Consider the following 20408-nt stretch of genomic DNA (forward strand, 5'->3'; position numbering starts at 1 on the left):
CGCAAGGAGCCTGCTGCATGCTAGCGCGCGCGTTACGCCCCATGGCCCATCTAAGCGTCGCCGCCTTACTGACGGCCGTTGTCGCGCTTACGGGCTGTCAGTCATTCCTGAACAGCCGCTACAGCGACAGCGTGCACCCTGATCAGGGCATCGTGCGGGTCAAGGGCCTGGCGCAAAGCGTGGTGATTCGCCGCAATCCGCTGGGTATGCCACTAATCGAAACCACCACCTTCCATGACGCGTTGTTCGCCTTGGGCTACGTGCACGCTAGCGATCGGCTTAGCCAAATGGTTGGCCTACGGCTTATGGCTGAAGGCCGGCTGGCCGAAATGGCCGGCCCCGGTGTGCTGGAAATGGACCGTTTCATGCGCGCGGTTAACCTGAAAAAAAGCGCTGAAGTGCTCTACAGCAACGCCTCGCCTCGGATTAAAAAATTCTTCGAGGTCTATACCCGCGGGGTCAACGCCTATCTGTTCCGCTACCGCGACAAGCTGCCAATGGACCTGGCCGAGTCTGGCTACCGCCCGGCGTACTGGAAGGCTGAAGACTCGGTACTGGTGTTCTGCCTCCTGAATTTCGGCCTAGCAGTCAACCTGCAGGAAGAAATAGCCTCTTTGGTACTGGCGCAGAAGGTCGGGAGCGAGCAGCTTGCCTGGCTGCTGCCAACCTACCCCGATGAGCCGTTACCCCTAGAAGAAGCAGCCAAACTCAAAGGACTCGACCTTAACGGTCAACTGGCGGGTTTGAGTGATGTCAGCGCCGCTGTCAGCCAGTTTGCTGACGCCCATATGCTCGGCGTGGCCGCCTCCAATAATTGGGCCTTTGCCCCGCAACGTACGCGCAGCGGCAAAAGCCTGTTGGCCAACGACACCCACCTACCGCTATCGATGCCGTCCGTGTGGAATTTCGTACAAATTCGCTCACCCAAATATCAGGCAGCGGGCGTGTCGATTGCAGGCGTACCGGCGGTGGTCGCTGGCTTCAACGGCAAGCTGGGCTGGGGCATGACCATGGTCATGGGCGACAACCAGGACCTTTTTCTTGAGCAGGTCAAGCAGCAAGGCGGCCGTCTGCACTACCTGGCCGAGGGCAAATGGCTACCGGCGCAGGAACGCCAGGAAACCTTCTTTATCAAAGGTGAGCGGCCGATTCGCGAAACCATTTTCGAAACCCGTCATGGCCCCTTGCTGAACTCGGTACTGGGCGAGCGTAAACACATGCTGCAGCCCATGCAGCTGAGCAGTCGCTACGGTTTGGCCCTGAAAACTACGCAGTTTGAAGCTGACAAGACCTTGGACGCTTTCTTCGACCTGTCGCGAGCGCAATCAGTCGAGCAAGCCTTCGAGGCCACCCGTGAAGTACGCGCCATGCCATTGAACATTGTCTTCGCCGATGCGCAGCATATCGGCTGGCAAGTTACCGGGCGCTTCCCCAACCGCCGCGCCGGCCTAGGCCTGATGCCCTCCCCCGGCTGGGACAGCCAGTATGACTGGGACGGCTTCGCCGACCCGATGCTGCACCCCTACGATCAGGACCCGCCAGATGGCTGGCTGGGTACCGCCAATCACCGCACCGTACCGCGCGGCTATGGCATGCAGCTGTCCAACTCCTGGTTCTACCCGGAACGCGCCGAACGTATCGCCGCTCTGGCGGCAACGGGCAGGCATGACACCCAAAGTATGATTGCCATGCAGTACGACCAGACCTCGCCTTTTGTCGCCAAACTGCAAAATATGTTCAGCGCACCGGGTATGGCGGAAGGCCTGCAAGCCGCCATCGATGCATTACCCGCCATCGAACGCAGCAAGGCACGCGAAGCGCATGACCGACTGATGAAGTTTGACGGCAGGATGGCCGCAACATCAGCGGACGCCGCGCTCTACAGTGCGTTCCTCCACCAGAGCGCACGGGAGACCTTCCTCGACGAACTCGGCCCCGACAGCACGCCGGCCTGGAAAGCCCTAGTCGATACCGCTAATAACTCCTACTCCGCTCAGGCCGATCATTTGCTCGGCCGCGAAGACAGCCCGTTCTGGAATGACACCCGCACGGCGCAGCGCGAAGATAAACCGACCATCTTGGCACGCAGCCTGGCCGGCGCCGTCACCCTGCTTGAAACCAAATTGGGCAGTGAGCGCAGCGCTTGGCAATGGGGCAAGCTACACACCTACAACTGGACCACCGAAACCAGCCAACTGGCGCAATACATGAGCTCCAGCCAACGCACCAGCATCAACGCCATCAAGGGTTATCTGGATCGCGGCCCCTACCCTGCAGGCGGTGACCACGGCACGCTGAATGTAGCGGCTTACAACTGGGGCGAGAACTTCGATACCTGGCTAATTCCAGCTATGCGCATCGTCGTCGACTTCGGCCGCGAAGAGCCCCTGATTGGCCTTAACAGCTCCGGACAATCCGGCAACCCGGCCAGCAAGCATTACGCAGACGGCATCGACGCCTGGCTTAAGGGCAGCTACATGAGCTTCCCGTTCCAATCGCAGAATCTCGACAAGGTCTATGGCAATAAACGTTTACTGCTGATGCCTGCAAATTGAAGCTCACCAGCGGCCGACTACCGTTCGTCGGCCGCCACTGAACCAATTCTGCGGCATACCACTCTGATCAAGTGGACTTACTCCATAGATCATCATCGTTTTAGGGCGCTTTTTAGCGCCCTTTCTTTTGACCGCGATTCAGTGCAACGCCTGCGTAGCCCTCTCTCATACCGTTTTCGATCACAACTGAGCATTTTCCTTCGACAGGCTCTACGCCTTAAAGTCATGCAGCTCTAGCGTGCACTTCACAACCGGTTCAACGTAAGCTTTGTCATTACGCTAACGCTTGATGCGTTACCGCCAGCATTTCTGCTGCGCAACCTGCATCAGCCACTTGTTCTGCTCCCAGTGAGGACTTTGAAATGAGCAACCGCCAAGCCGAAATCGCTGCGGCACTTGATGTTGTGCCGCCCTTTGCCGACTCCGCCGCACTGGTGGCGCAAATCGAAAAGCGCAAGGCGTTCATCAAGCAATGCCTGCGCAACTCGGGCCTCAAGGTGCTGGTATTGGGTATCAGCGGCGGCGTTGACTCGTTGACCGCCGGCCGCCTGGCACAGCTGTCTGTGGAAGAGCTTCGGGCAGAAACCGGTGATCAGGCCTATCGCTTTATCGCCGTGCGCCTCCCTCACGGCACCCAGCATGATGAACAAGACGCCCAGGACTCACTGAAATTCATTCGAGCTGATGAAGAAGACACGGTGAATATCGCAGACAGCGTATCGGGTCTTGGCGAGCAGGTGACTCATCTGCAGAAGCTCAGTGATGCACGGCGCGACTTCGTTACCGGCAATATCAAGGCGCGCATCCGCATGGTTGCGCAGTTTGCCATTGCCAACGCCAACAACGGCCTGGTCATTGGCACTGACCACGCCGCTGAAGCGGTGATGGGCTTCTTTACCAAGTTCGGTGACGGTGCCTGCGACCTTGCCCCGCTGTCTGGCCTGGTCAAAGGCCAGGTGCGCGCCATCGCCAAGCATCTGGGAGCACCGGAGAATCTGGTGTTCAAAGTGCCTACAGCTGATCTGGAAGAAATGCGTCCCGGCAAACCGGACGAAGAAGCGCATGGCGTCACCTACAGCGAAATTGACGCTTTCCTGCACGGCCAGACAGTTCGCGACGAGGCATACGCCATCATCGTGCGCACCTATGACGCCACTCGCCATAAGCGCGAACTGCCACTGGTTCCCTGAGTTTCCGATACACATGAAAAAGCCGGGCATTGCCCGGCTTTTTTCGTTCCATCAACCGCTTAGGCTCGAGGCAGGGTCACACCCAGCTGGCCTTGGTACTTACCACCGCGGTCCTTATAGGACACTTCGCAAGGCTCATCGGACTGCAGGAACAGCATCTGTGCCACACCTTCGTTGGCATAGATCTTCGCCGGCAAAGTGGTTGTGTTGGAGAATTCCAAGGTCACATGACCTTCCCACTCTGGCTCCAACGGGGTGACGTTGACGATGATGCCGCAGCGCGCATAAGTGCTCTTACCCAGGCAGATGGTCAGCACATCACGGGGAATACGGAAGAACTCAACAGTGCGAGCCAATGCGAACGAGTTAGGCGGAATGATGCAAACATCGCTTTTCACATCGACAAAGCTCTTTTCGTCGAAGTTCTTCGGGTCGACAGTTGCCGAATTGATGTTGGTAAATACCTTGAACTCATCAGCGCAGCGTACATCGTAGCCATAGCTGGAAACGCCATAGGAAATCAGCGGCTGGGCACCTTCAGCGCGCACTTGGCGCTCAACAAAGGGCTCAATCATGCCGTGCTCTAGCGCCATGCGGCGAATCCACTTATCCGATTTGATGCTCATGGCGGCTGTCCTGCTGTAGCGAAGGGTGAAAAGTGCACGCATCTTACCGGGGCCGGCGGCAGGGTTCAAAGGCTCTTGAGCAAGCACGGGACGTAAAACGGTAAACCGTCTATCTGTCGCCAAATAACAGAAAGATGCACAGAGCATTCGCGCTTAGCGTTAAAAGCGAGTATGGTTGGCCCACTGTGCTGCATGTGTCACCGCGAATCGCTACTTGATGCCTAGATTTCGATCCAAACATCGTCCGACTCCTAGTACTCGTTGCACTCAGTCCCGGCCTGGGCTTTTCCAGGGCTGTTAATAAATTTGTTAGGAGACATAACATGTCGAATCGTCAGAATGGCACCGTCAAGTGGTTCAACGATGAAAAAGGCTACGGCTTCATCACCCCACAGTCCGGTGACGACCTCTTCGTACACTTCAAAGCTATCCAGAGCGATGGCTTCAAGAGCCTGAAAGAAGGCCAGCAAGTGACTTTCGTGGCCACCCGTGGTCAGAAAGGCATGCAAGCTGAGGAAGTTCAGGTTGTATAACCTGCACTAACCCGCTTGAGAAAAAGCCCCGCCTAGTGCGGGGCTTTTTTATGGGCGCATATTTATCTGTGAGCAGCATGTGGCGCACCTGCGTGCGCCACACCCGATTTAGTCTTCACTGATCACGATGGTTGGCATTACCTGTTGCACACCACCCTGAGCAATGCGCGCACCGACGTTGCGTGCGGTTTCCTGGTAGATCATCGCGATCTGACTTTCCGGATCGGCGATGGTAGTTGGCTTACCGCCATCGGACTGCATGCGGATGGCCATCGACAGCGGCAACGACGCCAGCAGATCGACGCCAAACTGCGCAGCGAGCTTCTCGCCGCCGCCTTCGCCGAACAAATGCTCGGCATGCCCGCAGTTCGAGCAGATATGCACGGCCATATTTTCCACCACACCGAGCACCGGGATATTTACTTTACGGAACATCTCCACGCCCTTCTTGGCATCCAGCAGCGCCAGATCCTGCGGCGTGGTGACGATTACCGCACCGGCCACCGGCACCTTCTGCGCCAAAGTCAGCTGGATATCGCCGGTACCTGGCGGCATATCGACCACCAGGTAATCCAGGTCATCCCATGCGGTCTGGGTGATCAACTGCAGCAGCGCGCCAGACACCATTGGCCCACGCCATACCACCGGAGTATTTTCGTCGGTGAGAAAAGCCATGGACATCACTTCCACGCCATGCGCCTTGAGCGGCACAAACCACTTCTGATCCTTCACCTGCGGCCGCGTACCTTCCGGGATACCGAACATGATGCCCTGACTCGGCCCATAGATATCCGCATCGAGGATGCCGACCTTGGCACCTTCACGAGCCAGCGCCAGCGCCAGATTGGCTGCGGTGGTAGATTTGCCCACACCGCCCTTACCGGACGCCACGGCAATCACATTCTTTACATTGGCCAGCGCCGGCACTTGATCCTGCGCCTTGTGCGCCTCGATCACGCAGTCGACCTGCACCTGCGCACGCTCGACGCCGTCGAGGCTTTCCAAGGCCATCTGCAGCATCTGCGCCCAGCCGCTCTTGAACAGCCCTGCGGCATAACCCAACACCAGACGCACCTTGACCTGCCCGCCCTGAATATCCACCTCACGCAGGCAACCGGCGCTGACTGGGTCCTGATTCAGGTGCGGGTCGGTGTATTGGGACAAGGCGGCTTCGACCGCTGCGCGGGTAACGACACTCATGGAAGGCTCCGAAAGGCTGAGTAAAGCAGGCTGGCATCTTACCCCAGGCTAACTCCATAGGCGCACACCCGCAGGCGTTGCGCGCGCAAGGGTGAAAAATATCCGCCGCCCCTATATAGTTGCCGGCTTCCCTGAGTTACCAGTGCAGCCGATCCCATGAGCCAAGCCCGCAAGATTCTCGTTACCAGCGCCCTGCCCTACGCCAACGGTTCGATTCACCTTGGCCATATGCTCGAGTACATCCAGACCGACATGTGGGTGCGTTTCCAGAAGCTGCGCGGCAACCAAGCCATCTACGTCTGTGCGGACGATGCGCACGGCTCAGCCATCATGCTGCGCGCCGAAAAAGAAGGCATCACGCCCGAACAGCTGATCGCCAACGTGCAGGCCGAACACACCGCCGACTTTGCCGATTTTGGCGTGGCGTTCGACAACTACCATTCAACTCACTCGGACGAAAACCGCGAGCTGGCGTCCTCGATCTATCGCGCGCTGCGCGACAAAGGCCATATCGCCACCCGTTCGGTGACCCAGTATTTCGACCCTGAAAAGGGCATGTTCCTCGCCGACCGCTTTATCAAAGGCACCTGCCCCAAGTGCGCAGCGGAAGATCAGTACGGCGACAACTGTGAAAAATGCGGCGCCACCTACGAGCCCACCGAGCTGAAAAATCCGCGCTCCGCCATCTCTGGCGCGGTGCCGGAGCTGCGCGACTCCAAGCATTTCTTCTTCAAGCTGCCGGACTTCGAGGCCATGCTCAAGCAATGGACCCGCAGCGGCGCTCTGCAAGATGCCGTGGCCAACAAAATCGCCGAATGGCTGGATTCCGGCCTGCAGGAATGGGACATCAGCCGCGACGCGCCGTACTTTGGCTTTGAAATCCCCGACGAGCCGGGCAAGTACTTCTATGTCTGGCTGGACGCGCCGATCGGCTACATGGCCAGCTTCAAGAACCTCTGCGCCAAGCGCCCGGAGCTGGATTTTGATGCGTTCTGGGGCAAGGATTCCACCGCCGAGCTGTACCACTTTATCGGCAAGGATATCGTCAACTTCCACACCCTGTTCTGGCCAGCCATGCTCGAAGGTGCGGGCTACCGCAAACCCACCGCCGTCGCCGTTCACGGCTACCTGACCGTCAACGGGCAGAAAATGTCCAAATCGCGCGGCACCTTTATCAAGGCGCGCACTTACCTCGATCATCTGAACCCGGAGTACCTGCGCTACTACTACGCGGCCAAGCTGGGCCGTGGCGTGGATGACCTCGACCTGAACTTGGAAGACTTCGTACAGAAGGTCAACTCGGATCTTGTCGGCAAGGTGGTCAATATCGCCAGCCGCTGCGCCGGGTTTATTCACAAAGGCAACAACGGCCTGTTGGTAGCCGGCAATGCCGCACCCGAGCTGACCGAGGCCTTCCAGGCCGCCGCACCGAGCATTGCCGAAGCCTACGAGGCCCGCGACTTTGCCCGCGCCATGCGCGAGATCATGGCCCTGGCCGACCGCGCCAACGCCTGGATCGCCGACAAAGCGCCCTGGTCCCTAGCCAAACAGGACGGCAAGCAGGATGAAGTGCAGGCCATCTGCGCCCTGGGCGTAAACCTGTTCCGCCAGTTGGTGATCTTCCTGAAACCAGTGCTGCCGCAGTTGACCAGCGACGCCGAGGCCTTCCTCAATGTCGCGCCGTTGACCTGGGACGACCACCAAACACTGCTGGCCAACCACCAGCTGAACCCGTTCAGCGCTCTGCTGACCCGTATCGAGCCTGCGAAAATCGACGCCATGATCGAAGCCTCCAAAGAAGACCTGGCCGCCAGCGAAGCCGCTCCAGCAGCTGCTGGGAACGGCGAGCTGACGAAAGACCCGCTGGCCGCCGAAATCGCCTTCGACGCCTTTGCTGCGGTCGATCTGCGTATCGCCCTGATTGAGAAGTGCGAGTTCGTTGAAGGTGCAGACAAGCTGCTGCGCCTTACCCTGGATATCGGTGACGCCAAACGCAACGTGTTCAGCGGCATCAAGAGCGCCTACCCGGACCCGAGCAAGCTGGAAGGCCGCCTGACCCTGTATGTGGCCAACCTGGCCGCGCGCAAGATGAAGTTCGGCATCAGCGAAGGCATGGTGCTGGCCGCCGGCCCTGGCGGTGAAGAGATTTACCTGCTCAGCCCGGACAGCGGTGCCAAACCAGGCCAGCGGGTCAAGTAAACCTGCGACCCAATAGCGCAGCCACTCTGATCAGGCTGCGCTAGCCTTATGGCAGCACCTCAGGAAGGCTGATCCGGCTTGTATGGCAGGATCGGCTTACCGATAATAGCCACCCCTTTCCTGCGGCCTTTGCCCGTCCATTCACGGAACCTGCAATGACCGAACTCGCCTTGATCATGGTCAGCGCCATCCTGGTCAACAACTTCGTGTTGGTCCAGTTCCTTGGCCTGTGTCCCTTTATGGGCGTCTCGAAGAAGATCGAGACGGCCATTGGCCTGTCGCTGGCCACCACCTTCGTGCTGACCCTGGCCGCCATGTGCAGCTACCTGGTGCAGCAGTACGTGTTGAAGCCGCTGGATATCGAATACCTACGCACCATCAGCTTTATTCTGGTGATTGCCGTGGTGGTGCAGTTCACCGAAATGGTGGTGAACAAGACCAGCCCGCTGCTGTACCGCGTACTGGGCATCTTCCTGCCCCTGATCACCACCAACTGCATCGTCCTCGGCGTGGCCCTGCTCAACGCCAACAAGGCCGAATTCACCTTTATCACGGCCACCGCCAACGGCTTTGCTGCTGGACTTGGCTTTTCTCTGGTGTTGGTGCTGTTTGCGGCTATGCGTGAACGTATTGCCATTGCCGACGTACCCAAATCCTTCCAGGGCGCAGCCATCGGCATGATCACCGCCGGGCTGATGTCCCTGGCGTTTATGGGCTTTACCGGGCTGATCAAGCTATGAGCCTGGTGCTGATCGCCGTTCTCGCCCTGCTTGCCCTGTGCCTGGTGGCCGGTGCGATTCTTGGTTTCGCCGCGGTGCGCTTTAAAGTTGAAGGCAACCCGATTGCCGAGCAGATCAATGCCCTGTTGCCGCAAACCCAGTGCGGCCAATGCGGCTATCCGGGCTGCAAGCCCTACGCCGAGGCAATTGCTGGCGGCGACAAGATCAACAAATGCCCGCCCGGCGGCGAAGCCACCATTCAGGCGTTGGCGGATCTGCTCGACGTTGAAGCCGAGCCGCTGGACGCCGCGGAAGGCGAAAAACCGCAGATGGTTGCCTACATCCGCGAAGCCGAGTGCATCGGTTGCACCAAGTGCATCCAGGCCTGCCCGGTGGACGCCATCGTCGGTGCGGCCAAGCAAATGCACACGGTGATCGTCAGCGAGTGCACCGGCTGCGACCTGTGCGTCGAACCCTGTCCGGTGGACTGCATCGACATGCTGGAAGTGGGCAGCACCGTGCAAAGCTGGAAATGGGAAAAACCCTTGGCCCCCGGCCAATTGATTGCCAGTGACCGGGAGCAAGCGGCATGAGTGCGCAGGAACGTATCTGGGATATCCCCGGCGGCATTCATCCGGCCGAGCGCAAGGAGCTGTCCAACCGCACGCCGATCCAGCCGGCGCCGCTGCCCAAGCGCCTAACGCTGCCACTCAACCAGCATATCGGCGCGCCCGCAGAACCTGTAGTCGCCGTGGGTGAGCGCGTGCTGAAAGGCCAGCTGATCGCCGCTGCCAATGGTTTTGTCAGCGTGCCCGTGCATGCGCCGACCTCTGGCACCGTAAGTTTTATCGGCCCGCAACCTTACCCGCATGTCTCGGGCATGCTCGCCCCAGCCATCGTCATCGAAAGCGATGGGCTGGATGAATGGATCGAGCTGAGTCCACAGCCTGACTATCGTCACCTGGAAAGCAGCGCTTTGGTTGAGCTGATTCGCCAGGCAGGGATCAGCGGTCTGGGCGGTGCGGGCTTCCCCACCGCAGTGAAACTCAACGCGCGGCCAACGCAGAAGATCCATACGCTGATCATCAATGGCACCGAGTGCGAACCCTATATCAGCGCCGACGATCTGCTCATGCGCGAACGCGCCAACGAGATGATCAGCGGTATCGACATTCTGGTGCAGCTGATCCAGCCGGATCAGGTGCTGATCGGCATCGAAGACAATAAGCCCGAAGCCATCGCCGCCGTGCGCAGCGCGCTGAACGAGCGCAGCTATCAGCTCAAGGTATTCCCCACCAAATACCCCTCCGGTGGCGAAAAACAGCTGATCCAGATTCTTACCGGCGTGGAAGTGCCCAGCGGTGGCCTGCCGGCGGATATCGGCATGCTCTGCCAGAACGTTGGCACCTGCGTAGCCATCCATGACGCGGTGATGCACGGCAAACCGCTGATCTCGCGCATTACCACCCTGACCGGTGAGGCTCTAGCCCGACCGATGAACGTCGAGGTACTGCTCGGTACGCCGGCGGGTGAATTGTTGGAGTTTGCTGGCTTGAACCGCAGCAAGTTGAACCGTCTGATCATGGGCGGCCCGATGATGGGCTTTACCCTGCCCGACTTCGCCGTACCCGTGATCAAGACCACCAACTGCCTGCTGGCCTCGACCACAGCCGAGCTGCCGCCACCACCGCCAGCCATGCCGTGCATTCGTTGCGGTGAGTGTGCCGAAGCCTGCCCGGCCAGCCTGTTGCCGCAGCAACTGCACTTCTTCGCCATCGGCCAGGAGCATGAGCAGCTCAAGGCACATAACCTGTTCGACTGCATCGAGTGCGGCGCCTGCGCCTATGTCTGCCCGTCGAGCATTCCCCTGGTGCAGTACTACCGCGCGGCCAAGGGTGAGATTCGCGATCTGGAGCAGAAACAACTCAAGGCCGAGCAGTCGAAGCAGCGCTTCGAGCTGCGCCAGGAACGCCTGCGCCGCGCTGAAGAGCAGAAAGAAGCCGAACGTCAGGCCCGCGCTGCCAAAGCAGCCCAAGCCAAGGCCGCGCAAGCCCAGGCCGCACCCGCTACGGCTAGCAGTGATACAGCAGCGGCCAAACCGGCCGGACTGAGTGACGAGCAGAAAAAACTCAAGATCGAAGCCAGCATGGCCCAGGTAGCCCTGAAAAAGGCCGAAAAGCAGCTGGCCACCCACGCCAGCCCCGAGTTGCAGGCCCAGGTTGACGAGCTGCGCAGCGCAGCAGCAAGCGCCCAGCAAGCGCTCGACAGCGCCATGGCCGCCAACCCGCCTGCCCCGGCCGCAGCGCCAGCTGCCGACGATGGCGCAGTGAAAAAAGCCAAAATCGACGCCGCCATGCTCCGCGCCCAAGTTCGCAAACTGGAGAAGCTTGAAGCACCCAGCGATGAGCAGCAAAGCGAACTGCAGCAACTGCGCAGCCAACTGGACGCCGCAGAAAAACTGCTGGCCAGCCTGGAAGCTCAAGCGCCAGCACCAATCGCCAAACCGGCTGCCGACGACGGCGCATTGAAAAAGGCCAAAATCGACGCTGCCATGCTCCGCGCCCAAGTGCGCAAACTGGAAAAACTTGAAGCACCCAGCGACGAGCAACAAAGCGAACTGCAGCAACTGCGCAGCCAGCTGGAAGCCGCAGAAAAACTGCTGGCCAGCCTGGAAGCCCAGGCGCCAGCAGCAATCGCCAAGCCCGCTGCCGACGATGGCGCGCTGAAAAAAGCCAAAATCGACGCTGCCATGCTACGCGCGCAAGTACGCAAGCTGGAGAAACTCGAAGCACCCGACGACGAGCAGCAAAGCGAATTGCAGCAGCTGCGCAGCCAGCTGGAAGCCGCCGAAAAACTGCTGGCCAGCCTGGAAGCCCAGGCACCGACCGCCCCCGCAAAAGCGCCCGATGCAGAAGCCTCCGATCCGCTGAAAAAAGCCAAGATCGAACTGGCGATGAAGCGCGCCGAATTGAAAAAGGCCGAGAAAGCCGGCAGCGATGAAGCCGCGCTTATCAGCCTGCGCGAGGCATTGGCAGCCGCCGAGCAGGCGCTGCACCAGGCCGAGGACGCATCCGGCAAGCCGGCACCTGAGCTGGTGCGCACCGACAAAAAACCGATTGATGAAACCACTCGTGCGTTGAAGACCGAAGTGGCCTTTGCCCGTGCGGATCTACGCAAGCTTGAACGTGACGCCAACAGCCCAGCAGACGCCCTGACGGCTGCACGTCAACGCCTGGCCGATGCCGAACGCCAATTACAGGAGCACGCTGGCAGCTGATAACAGCCCTGCGTAGCCAACTCAACAACCGGAGTGCCAATGGCCCTGCCCCGCATCACATCGCCCCACGCCAAGGGCAGCAATCGCACCCAGCAAGTGATGCTGCAGGTGCTGCTGGCTACGGTGCCGGGGATTCTCGCCCTGACCTGGCTGTTCGGCGCCGGCACGTTGATCAACCTGCTGTGGGCCAGCGCCTGCGCACTGGGTTTTGAAGCGGTTATCCTGGCCCTGCGTAAACGCCCGGTGCTGTTCTTCCTCAAGGACTACAGCGTACTGGTGACCGCTGTACTGCTGGCCCTGGCGCTGCCGCCCTATTCGCCCTGGTGGCTGACCTTGGTGGCGACCGGGTTTGCCGTGGTGTTCGGCAAGCAGCTGTATGGCGGCCTCGGGCAGAACCCCTTCAACCCGGCCATGCTCGGTTATGTGGTGGTGCTGATTTCTTTCCCGGTGGAAATGACCAGCTGGCCAGCGCCGCATACGGTAGGCCTGCTTGAAGGGCTGCAACAGATTCTCGGCATCGCCAACTTGCCTGACGGCTGGGCCCAGGCCACTGCGCTGGACGCACTGAAGGTCAATAAAAGCCTGACCATTGACGAGCTGTGGGCGCAGCACCCCGCGTTCGGCTATCTCGGCGGCGCCGCCACCGAGGCGGTCAATCTGGCCTTCCTCGCCGGCGGCCTGTACCTGCTGCACAAGCGCCTGTTCACCTGGCATGCGCCAGTGGGCATGCTCGCGGGCCTGGCCGTGATGAGCCTGCTGTTCTGGAACGGCTCAGGCTCGGACTCTAACGGCTCGCCGCTGTTTCATCTGCTGACCGGCGCAACCATGCTCGGCGCCTTCTTTATCGTCACCGATCCGGTCAGCGGCGCCACCAGCAACCTCGGCCGGCTGATTTTCGGCATAGGCGTTGGCGTGTTGGTCTATGTGATCCGCGCCTGGGGCGGTTACCCAGACGGCGTCGCCTTCGCCGTGCTACTTATGAACCTGGCAGCCCCGACCATCGACTATTACACGCGGCCGCGCACCTACGGCCACCGCAAGCCGACTCGCGGCTTCAAGTTGGGAGAGTAACCGTGGCCCTGCCTGAAATTAGCCGCTCGATGCTGAAGAACGCTCTGGTGCTCGGGCTGTTTGCCATCGCCACCGTAGGCCTGGTGGCCGTACTGCAACAAGCCACTGCCGGGCGCATCGCCAACGCCGAGCGCGAAGCTCAGGTACGCGCACTGAGCGAAATTTTGCCCCAGGGCAGCTACGACAATCACCTACTTGACAACAGCATCCAGCTGCACGACCCGCTGCTCGGCAGTAAATCGCCGCAGACCGCCTATATCGCCCTGAAAGACGGCAAACCCAGCGCGGTGATCCTGCGTGCCACCGCGCCGGACGGCTACAGCGGCGCGATCCATTTGCTGATCGGTATCCAGGCAGATGGTCGCCTGGCCGGTGTGCGCGTCCTCGGCCATCGGGAAACCCCAGGCCTGGGTGACAAGATCGAGCTGGCCAAGAGCGCCTGGATTCGCAGCTTCGACGGTAAGTCACTGAGCAATCCCGGCGAGGATGGCTGGGCGGTGAAGAAAGATCGCGGCGAGTTTGACCAGTTTGCCGGTGCCACCATCACCCCGCGCGCGGTGGTCAAGGCCGTGCATAAAGCCCTGCAGTATTTCGATGCCAATCAAGAGCAGCTGTTCGCAGCCCAGGTGAAGTCCAATGGCTAGTCCCAGCTACCGCGAAATCACTCTTAACGGCCTGTGGAAGAACAACCCGGCGCTGGTGCAGCTGCTAGGCCTCTGCCCGCTGCTCGGGGTAAGCAACTCGGCGGTCAACGCCCTCGGCCTGGCGCTGGCCAGTGCCGTGGTGCTGGTGTGCTCCAACACCGCCGTATCGCTGGTGCGCGGCGTAGTCAACACGGCGGTGCGGCTGCCGGCCTTTGTGATGATCATCGCCGCCCTGACCACCTGCATCGAACTGCTGATGCAGGCTTTCACCTACGAGCTGTACCAGATTCTCGGCATCTTTATCCCGCTGATCACTACTAACTGCGTGATCCTCGGCCGCGCCGATGGCTTCGCCGCGAAGAACGACCCGGCCCGCGCCGCCTATGACGGCCTGATGATGGGCCTGGGCTTTGGCGTGGTGCTGGTGATGATCGGCGCGCTGCGCGAGCTGTTCGGCACCGGCGCGGTGTTGGCCAATATGCACCTGCTGTTCGGCCCTATCGCCGCCAACTGGCAGCTGACACTGATCCCCGAGTACAAGGGCTTCCTGCTGGCCATCCTGCCGCCTGGCGCCTTTATCGTGCTGGGCTTGCTGATCGCCTGTAAAAACCGTGTGGATGAAGTGCTGGCCGAGCAAGCTAAGGCACAGCAGGTTGATGCTCCAGTGCAAAGCCGCCGCGTGCGGGTGACCGGAGTGATCGAGTGAACGCCGCCAAGCGCTACGAGATCTTCCGCCGCCTGCACGAAGACAACCCCGAGCCGAAGACCGAGCTGGCCTACAGTTCGCCGTTCGAGCTGCTGGTAGCGGTCACCCTGTCCGCTCAGGCCACCGACGTCAGCGTCAACAAGGCCACCGCCAAACTGTTCCCGGTGGCCAATACGCCCGAGGCGATTTACGCCTTGGGCGTCGAGGGGTTGAGCGAATACATCAAGACCATCGGCCTTTACAACAGCAAGGCCAAGAACGTAATCGAGGCCTGCCGTATTCTGATCGAGAAGCACGGCAGTCAGGTGCCTGACAACCGTGAAGACCTTGAAGCCCTCCCCGGCGTCGGCCGCAAGACCGCCAACGTGGTGCTCAACACGGCGTTTCGCCAGCTGGCGATGGCGGTGGACACGCATATTTTCCGCGTCAGTAACCGCACCGGCATCGCCCCCGGCAAGAATGTCGTGGAAGTGGAAAACAAGCTGATGAAGTTTGTGCCCAAGGAATTTCTCCTCGACTCACACCACTGGCTGATCCTCCATGGCCGCTATGTGTGTCAAGCGCGCAAGCCGCGCTGCGGCAGCTGCCGCATCGAAGACCTGTGCGAATACAAACAGAAAACCTCCGACGATTGAGCCACTATTTAGTCGCTCAATAAGCTCATTGAAAAAATCTTTTTTACCCGCCCAGGTTTTGCCGTTATAAGGTGCGCAAATGGCCCTTGTAGCCTGGAGCAGAACTAATGAGCACTGACAAAGAAGAACTTGAGCTCGACGAAGATTTTGTTGCTGAAGAAGCGGACGATGCCGAAGCACCGGTCGAGGTGGCCAAGACCAACCTGACCAAGCGCCGCATCATCGATAACTTCCTTGAAGAGCGCCGCCTGCACAAGCAATTGGCCGAATACGACTTCGACCTTTAACGATATAGCCAACAAAAAAGCCCCGCTATACTGCGGGGCTTTTTTGTGGCTCAGTTGACTCAGCCGGCCTTAATCGGCGCGCGACGGCGACAACAGCTCAATCTTGTAACCATCCGGATCTTCGACGAACGCCAGAATGCTGGTGCCGTGCTTCATCGGCCCGGGCTCGCGAGTGATCTTGCCGCCGCGGGTGCGAATGTCTTCGCAGGCCTTGTACACATCGGCCACTTCCAGGGCGATATGGCCATAGCCAGTGCCCAGCTCGTAACTTTCCACGCCCCAGTTCTGGGTCAGTTCGATCACGCTGTTGTGCGCTTCATCGCCATAGCCGACAAAGGCCAGGGTGAACTGCCCTTCTGGGTAGTCTTTGCGGCGTAGCAGGGTCATGCCGAGCACTTCGGTGTAGAACGCGATGGATTTATCCATATCGCCGACGCGCAGCATGGTATGCAGCAGTCTCATCAGGTGTCTCCTCATCAATGCCCGGCTGTGTGGGCTTATAAATGCAAACCCCGGCTTATGGCCGGGGCTTGGTGTGGCTCAGGTGCTCAAGTCTATCAGAGCATCTTGCGGCCTTTGCCCGCAGCGATGCGCATGCGCAGAGCGTTGAGCTTGATGAAACCGCCGGCGTCCGCTTGGTTGTATGCACCGCCATCTTCTTCAAAGGTGGCGATATTGGCATCGAACAGCGAATCATCAGACTTGCGACCAGTGATGATCACGTTGCCTTTATACAGTTTCATCCGTACCACGCCGTTCACGTTGGCCTGAGACGCATCGATCATCTGTTGCAGCATCAGACGCTCAGGGCTCCACCAGAAACCGTTGTAGATCAGGCTGGCGTATTTCGGCATCAGCTCATCTTTGAGGTGAGCGACTTCACGGTCCAGGGTGATCGACTCTATGGCGCGGTGACCTTTTAGCATGATGGTGCCGCCAGGGGTCTCGTAGCAGCCACGGGACTTCATGCCAACAAAGCGGTTTTCAACGATATCCAGACGACCGATGCCGTTTTCGCCGCCGATGCGGTTCAGCTCAGCCAGGACGGTGGCCGGGCTCATGGCCTTGCCGTCGATGGCGACGATGTCACCGGCGCGGTAGGTCAGCTCGATATAGGTTGGGGTATCCGGCGCGGCTTCTGGCGACTTGGTCCAACGCCACATGTCTTCTTCGTGCTCGGTCCAGGTGTCTTCCAGCACGCCGCCTTCATAGGAGATGTGCAGCAGGTTGGCATCCATGGAGTACGGCGACTTTTTCTTACCGTGACGCTCAATCGGAATGGCGTGCTTCTCGGCGTAGTCCATCAGCTTCTCGCGCGACAGCAGGTCCCACTCGCGCCATGGGGCAATCACTTTTACGCCGGGCTTGAGCGCGTAAGCGCCCAGTTCGAAGCGCACCTGGTCGTTACCTTTGCCGGTGGCGCCGTGGGAAATGGCGTCGGCGCCAGTTTCGTTGGCGATTTCAATCAAACGCTTAGCGATCAGCGGGCGAGCGATGGACGTGCCCAGCAGGTACTCACCTTCGTAGACGGTGTTGGCGCGGAACATTGGGTAGACGAAATCGCGGACGAATTCTTCGCGCAGGTCGTCGATATAGATTTCCTTGACGCCCATGGCCTGTGCCTTGGCGCGTGCCGGCTCGACTTCCTCACCCTGGCCGAGGTCAGCGGTGAAGGTCACCACTTCGCAGTTATAGGTATCTTGCAGCCACTTGAGGATCACGGAAGTGTCCAGGCCACCGGAATATGCCAGGACTACCTTGTTTACGTCGGCCATGCCATCAACTCCACGGGGTTGTGCGGGAAAACCGACGATTCTACTGCCCATGCCGCCTGATTTACAGAGGCGCGACAGCTTGTGACGACCAAGCGACGGATAATTGTTGGACAACAGACGAGTTGCAGGTGCTAGGAGGTGGCCGCAGGATCCGCAGCAGCAGGCGCCGGCTCCGCTGCTGGCGCAGGAGGCACTGCAACTTCCGGCACCCGGTCAAGCAGAATGGTTACTCGGCGGTTCTTCGCCCGATTGGCTTCGTTGTTATTCGGCGCCACCGGGTAGCGCTCACCATGAAAACGCATGGTGATCTGCTCGGCAGGAATGCCGTTGGCCTTGAGGTACTCCATCACAGCCAACGCACGACGGCGCGACAAATCGCGATTAGTCAGGCGATTACCGCCATTGTCGGCATGACCGTCTAACTGAATGCGATTGACGCTGGGGTCGGCCTTGAGAAAGCTGAGGATGATATCGAGCTTGGCCTGGGCCAGTGGTTCCAGCGCCACCCCCCCACCTGGAAATCCGACCTGGCTCTTGCGCACTTGATCGAAATTCACCGGCAGCAGCTTGGCCGTGCAATCCAGGTATTCGTGGTAGGCCTTATTGAATTTGGCCGGCAGCAGGCGCACCTCAACCGCATCCCCCCCCATGGCTGCGCGATGGCGTACCAGAGGACTGCGCCCCTCCAACAGCCCCGTCAGCAAGCGCGTGCCTTGCTCTTGCGAACTGTTGAACAGCACCTCGGCCGGCACCACACTGACTGAGCCCAAGTTGATATCACCACGCCCCGGCTGCCAGGGCGCCGCCGCCGCCAGCAAGGTTGCATTACCGGCCCCCAGCCAGCGCTCACGGGCTTTCAAGCTGAAGGTGACCTGTTCGCCCGCACGGCGTACAAACACCCCAGAACCGAAATCGGTGATCGGTTGCGACAGGCGGCACTCGAACTGATCGCCTTCGACCTGCCACTCAATCTTCTCCAGACGAGTCTGGAAGCTGATGGCTAGGACGGGCTGGCTTGCCAGCAGGCAGAGCACCGCGAGTGGGTAGGGTCGCACGACAGACTCCAGGGAATACGGCTTACCTTCTGTCTATCGGTGCCACGGCGGAAAACTTGAGCAGTGCTTTATGGCTATTGCTCGGGGCGGACCATAAACCAACCCCGCCTTCAATCCGCTTTACCCGCGACAGCCGCTTTCAGCGTGCTGCCACGGGGCTTTTCCGGTAGCATTCTCACCACGTTTTGCCCGCCTGGAAGCTTCCATGACTGACCGCCTTACCCTGCTGCGTCCCGACGACTGGCACATCCACCTGCGCGACGGTGGCGTTCTGCCGCATACCGTCGCCGATGTCGCCCGCACCTTCGGCCGCGCCATCATCATGCCCAACCTGGTGCCGCCCGTGCGCAATGCCAGCGAAGCCGATGCCTATCGCCAGCGCATTCTCTGCGCCCGTCCTGCCGGCAGCCGTTTCGAGCCGCTGATGGTGCTGTACCTCACCGACCTGACCCAGCCTGACGATGTGCGCACGGCCAAGGCCTCGGGTTTTGTGCATGCGGCCAAGCTCTACCCGGCCGGCGCGACCACCAACTCCGATTCTGGCGTGACCAGCATCGACAAGATTTTCCCGGTGCTCGAAGCCATGGCCGAAGTCGGCCTGCCGCTGCTGGTGCACGGTGAAGTGACGCGCAGCGAAATCGATGTTTTCGACCGCGAGAAGGTGTTTATCGGTGAGCATCTGAGCCGTGTGGTCGAGCGCTTCCCTACCCTGAAAGTGGTGTTCGAGCACATCACCACCCGTGATGCGGTGGAGTTTGTGCAAGGCGCTTCGGCCAACGTCGGCGCCACCATCACCGCCCACCACCTGCTGTACAACCGCAACCACATGCTGGTTGGCGGCATTCGCCCGCACTTCTACTGCCTGCCGATTCTCAAGCGCAACACCCACCAGGACGCTCTGCTGGATGCGGCCACCAGTGGCAACGCCAAGTTCTTCCTCGGTACCGACTCGGCGCCGCACGCCAAGCACGCCAAGGAAGCCGCCTGCGGCTGCGCCGGTTGCTACACCGCCTATGCGGCCATCGAGCTGTATGCCGAGGCCTTCGAGCAGCGTAATGCGCTGGACAAACTGGAAGCCTTCGCCAGCCTGAACGGCCCGGACTTCTACGGCCTGCCGCGCAACACCGACAGCATCACCCTGGTGCGTGAAGACTGGACCGCACCGACCAGCTTGCCATTGGGCGAGCAAACCGTTATCCCGCTGCGCGCCGGTGAAACCCTGCGCTGGCGTCTGCTGGAGAACCAAGCGTGAGTGAAGACCTGTACGACGACGAAGCCGAAAGCGGCAGCCACTCCGGCCCGCGCCACCCGATGGCCGCGCGCTTTCGTGGCTACCTTCCGGTAGTCGTGGACGTGGAAACCGGTGGTTTCAACTGCGCCACCGATGCTCTGCTGGAAATTGCTGCCACCACCATCGGCATGGACGAAGGCGGCTTCCTCTACCCTGAGCACACACAATTCTTCCGTATCGAGCCGTTTGAAGGCGCGAATATCGAACAAGCGGCGCTGGACTTCACCGGCATCAAGCTCGACCACCCGCTGCGCATGGCCGTCACTGAAGAGCATGCGCTGACGGAAATCTTCCGTGGCCTGCGCAAATCGCTGAAAGCCAACAGCTGCAAGCGTGCGATCCTGGTTGGCCATAACAGCAGCTTCGACCTGGGCTTCCTTAATGCTGCGGTTAACCGCACTGGCATCAAGCGCAACCCGTTCCACCCATTCTCCAGCTTCGACACCGCCACCTTGGCTGGTCTGGCGTACGGTCAAACCGTATTGGCCAAAGCCTGCCAGGCCGCCGACATCGACTTCGACGGCAAGGAAGCGCACTCGGCACGTTACGACACCGAGAAGACCGCGGAGCTGTTCTGCGGCATCGTCAACCGCTGGAAAGAGATGGGCGGCTGGATGGATTTCGACGACTGATAACCACAGTCGC

At 60.1% G+C, this 20408-nt stretch carries 19 protein-coding genes; 14 read left to right on the forward strand and 5 right to left on the reverse strand.

Annotated elements, in window-relative coordinates; translation table 11 throughout:
- The first annotated feature begins 41 nt into the window (after positions 1 to 41).
- Positions 42 to 2555, forward strand: coding sequence for a penicillin acylase family protein (locus tag ALTER154_RS13340; protein WP_372239954.1), 2514 nt, complete (start codon positions 42 to 44; stop codon positions 2553 to 2555).
- Positions 2556 to 2917: 362 nt separating this feature from the next.
- Positions 2918 to 3745 (forward strand): ammonia-dependent NAD(+) synthetase, encoded by an 828-nt coding sequence (nadE, locus tag ALTER154_RS13345; protein ID WP_160087779.1) that lies wholly within the window; start codon positions 2918 to 2920, stop codon positions 3743 to 3745.
- A 59-nt stretch (positions 3746 to 3804) separates the two neighbouring features.
- On the opposite strand, the gene dcd is transcribed toward nadE, so the two are convergent.
- A complete protein-coding gene (gene dcd, locus ALTER154_RS13350) occupies positions 3805 to 4371 on the reverse strand; it encodes a dCTP deaminase (RefSeq protein WP_090252387.1) in 567 nt (188 codons plus the stop codon).
- 323 nt (positions 4372 to 4694) lie between these two features.
- Here dcd and ALTER154_RS13355 point away from each other — a divergent pair, with 323 nt between their 5' ends.
- A complete protein-coding gene (locus ALTER154_RS13355) occupies positions 4695 to 4904 on the forward strand; it encodes a cold-shock protein (protein ID WP_090498617.1) in 210 nt (69 codons plus the stop codon).
- Between the two features lie 108 nt (positions 4905 to 5012).
- Here the strand turns inward: ALTER154_RS13355 and apbC are convergent, their stop codons facing one another.
- Complete coding sequence (gene apbC, locus ALTER154_RS13360) at positions 5013 to 6104, reverse strand: iron-sulfur cluster carrier protein ApbC (RefSeq protein ID WP_160087781.1); 1092 nt, start codon at positions 6102 to 6104, stop codon at positions 5013 to 5015.
- A 156-nt stretch (positions 6105 to 6260) separates the two neighbouring features.
- Between apbC and metG the strand changes: the two genes are divergently transcribed.
- From metG to ALTER154_RS13405, 9 genes are all read left to right on the forward strand, one after another.
- A complete protein-coding gene (gene metG, locus ALTER154_RS13365; RefSeq protein WP_160087783.1) occupies positions 6261 to 8303 on the forward strand; it encodes a methionine--tRNA ligase in 2043 nt (680 codons plus the stop codon).
- A gap of 155 nt (positions 8304 to 8458) precedes the next feature.
- Positions 8459 to 9043, forward strand: a complete 585-nt coding sequence (rsxA, locus tag ALTER154_RS13370) for an electron transport complex subunit RsxA (protein WP_090252381.1) — start codon at positions 8459 to 8461, stop codon at positions 9041 to 9043.
- Positions 9040 to 9615: an electron transport complex subunit RsxB gene (gene rsxB, locus ALTER154_RS13375; protein ID WP_160087785.1), complete on the forward strand. Its 576-nt coding sequence runs from the start codon at positions 9040 to 9042 to the stop codon at positions 9613 to 9615. The genes rsxA and rsxB overlap by 4 nt, the downstream gene beginning before the upstream one ends.
- Complete coding sequence (gene rsxC, locus ALTER154_RS13380) at positions 9612 to 12299, forward strand: electron transport complex subunit RsxC (RefSeq protein ID WP_160087787.1); 2688 nt, start codon at positions 9612 to 9614, stop codon at positions 12297 to 12299. The genes rsxB and rsxC overlap by 4 nt, the downstream gene beginning before the upstream one ends.
- 39 nt (positions 12300 to 12338) lie before the next feature.
- Positions 12339 to 13370, forward strand: coding sequence for an RnfABCDGE type electron transport complex subunit D (locus tag ALTER154_RS13385; RefSeq protein WP_160087789.1), 1032 nt, complete (start codon positions 12339 to 12341; stop codon positions 13368 to 13370).
- Positions 13371 to 13399: 29 nt separating this feature from the next.
- Positions 13400 to 14014, forward strand: a complete 615-nt coding sequence (gene rsxG / locus ALTER154_RS13390; RefSeq protein ID WP_176600645.1) for an electron transport complex subunit RsxG — start codon at positions 13400 to 13402, stop codon at positions 14012 to 14014.
- A complete protein-coding gene (locus tag ALTER154_RS13395; RefSeq protein WP_160087793.1) occupies positions 14007 to 14720 on the forward strand; it encodes an electron transport complex subunit E in 714 nt (237 codons plus the stop codon). Before rsxG ends, ALTER154_RS13395 begins: the two co-directional genes overlap by 8 nt.
- Positions 14717 to 15355: an endonuclease III gene (nth, locus tag ALTER154_RS13400; protein WP_160087795.1), complete on the forward strand. Its 639-nt coding sequence runs from the start codon at positions 14717 to 14719 to the stop codon at positions 15353 to 15355. Before ALTER154_RS13395 ends, nth begins: the two co-directional genes overlap by 4 nt.
- 107 nt (positions 15356 to 15462) lie before the next feature.
- The gene (locus tag ALTER154_RS13405) at positions 15463 to 15642 is read left to right on the forward strand and encodes a PA3496 family putative envelope integrity protein (RefSeq protein WP_090252365.1); all 180 of its coding nucleotides are present in this window, start codon (positions 15463 to 15465) and stop codon (positions 15640 to 15642) included.
- A 69-nt stretch (positions 15643 to 15711) separates the two neighbouring features.
- Here ALTER154_RS13405 and gloA read toward each other — a convergent pair whose 3' ends face one another.
- From gloA to ALTER154_RS13420, 3 genes are all read right to left on the reverse strand, one after another.
- On the reverse strand, positions 15712 to 16104 hold the full coding sequence (gene gloA, locus ALTER154_RS13410) for a lactoylglutathione lyase (RefSeq protein ID WP_160087797.1): 393 nt from the start codon (positions 16102 to 16104) through the stop codon (positions 15712 to 15714).
- 95 nt (positions 16105 to 16199) lie between these two features.
- The gene (locus ALTER154_RS13415) at positions 16200 to 17417 is read right to left on the reverse strand and encodes an argininosuccinate synthase (RefSeq protein WP_090252361.1); all 1218 of its coding nucleotides are present in this window, start codon (positions 17415 to 17417) and stop codon (positions 16200 to 16202) included.
- A gap of 131 nt (positions 17418 to 17548) precedes the next feature.
- Positions 17549 to 18472, reverse strand: a complete 924-nt coding sequence (locus ALTER154_RS13420) for an OmpA family protein (RefSeq protein ID WP_160087799.1) — start codon at positions 18470 to 18472, stop codon at positions 17549 to 17551.
- Positions 18473 to 18677: 205 nt separating this feature from the next.
- On the opposite strand from ALTER154_RS13420, the gene pyrC reads away from it, so the two are divergent.
- Positions 18678 to 19724, forward strand: a complete 1047-nt coding sequence (gene pyrC / locus ALTER154_RS13425; RefSeq protein WP_160087801.1) for a dihydroorotase — start codon at positions 18678 to 18680, stop codon at positions 19722 to 19724.
- Entirely contained in the window at positions 19721 to 20395 is a 675-nt protein-coding gene (gene rnt, locus ALTER154_RS13430; RefSeq protein WP_090252353.1) for a ribonuclease T, read from the forward strand. The genes pyrC and rnt overlap by 4 nt, the downstream gene beginning before the upstream one ends.
- Positions 20396 to 20408: the final 13 nt, after the last annotated feature.

The organism is Pseudomonas sp. 9AZ, from assembly GCF_902506525.1.
GTDB classification, from domain to species: domain Bacteria; phylum Pseudomonadota; class Gammaproteobacteria; order Pseudomonadales; family Pseudomonadaceae; genus Aquipseudomonas; species Aquipseudomonas peli.

Excerpts from the sequence above, each read along its gene's own strand:
- nadE (WP_160087779.1), top strand. The coding sequence starts at position 2,918 with ATGAGCAACCGCCAAGCCGAAATCGCTGCGGCACTTGATGTTGTGCCG.
- rsxG (WP_176600645.1), top strand. The coding sequence starts at position 13,400 with ATGCTGAAGAACGCTCTGGTGCTCGGGCTGTTTGCCATCGCCACCGTA.
- ALTER154_RS13340 (WP_372239954.1), top strand. The coding sequence starts at position 42 with ATGGCCCATCTAAGCGTCGCCGCCTTACTGACGGCCGTTGTCGCGCTT.
- rsxA (WP_090252381.1), top strand. The coding sequence starts at position 8,459 with ATGACCGAACTCGCCTTGATCATGGTCAGCGCCATCCTGGTCAACAAC.
- ALTER154_RS13385 (WP_160087789.1), top strand. The coding sequence starts at position 12,339 with ATGGCCCTGCCCCGCATCACATCGCCCCACGCCAAGGGCAGCAATCGC.
- ALTER154_RS13405 (WP_090252365.1), top strand. The coding sequence starts at position 15,463 with ATGAGCACTGACAAAGAAGAACTTGAGCTCGACGAAGATTTTGTTGCT.
- rsxB (WP_160087785.1), top strand. The coding sequence starts at position 9,040 with ATGAGCCTGGTGCTGATCGCCGTTCTCGCCCTGCTTGCCCTGTGCCTG.
- rsxC (WP_160087787.1), top strand. The coding sequence starts at position 9,612 with ATGAGTGCGCAGGAACGTATCTGGGATATCCCCGGCGGCATTCATCCG.
- apbC (WP_160087781.1), bottom strand. The coding sequence starts at position 6,104 with ATGAGTGTCGTTACCCGCGCAGCGGTCGAAGCCGCCTTGTCCCAATAC.
- metG (WP_160087783.1), top strand. The coding sequence starts at position 6,261 with ATGAGCCAAGCCCGCAAGATTCTCGTTACCAGCGCCCTGCCCTACGCC.
- pyrC (WP_160087801.1), top strand. The coding sequence starts at position 18,678 with ATGACTGACCGCCTTACCCTGCTGCGTCCCGACGACTGGCACATCCAC.
- ALTER154_RS13415 (WP_090252361.1), bottom strand. The coding sequence starts at position 17,417 with ATGGCCGACGTAAACAAGGTAGTCCTGGCATATTCCGGTGGCCTGGAC.
- dcd (WP_090252387.1), bottom strand. The coding sequence starts at position 4,371 with ATGAGCATCAAATCGGATAAGTGGATTCGCCGCATGGCGCTAGAGCAC.
- ALTER154_RS13395 (WP_160087793.1), top strand. The coding sequence starts at position 14,007 with ATGGCTAGTCCCAGCTACCGCGAAATCACTCTTAACGGCCTGTGGAAG.
- ALTER154_RS13355 (WP_090498617.1), top strand. The coding sequence starts at position 4,695 with ATGTCGAATCGTCAGAATGGCACCGTCAAGTGGTTCAACGATGAAAAA.
- gloA (WP_160087797.1), bottom strand. The coding sequence starts at position 16,104 with ATGAGACTGCTGCATACCATGCTGCGCGTCGGCGATATGGATAAATCC.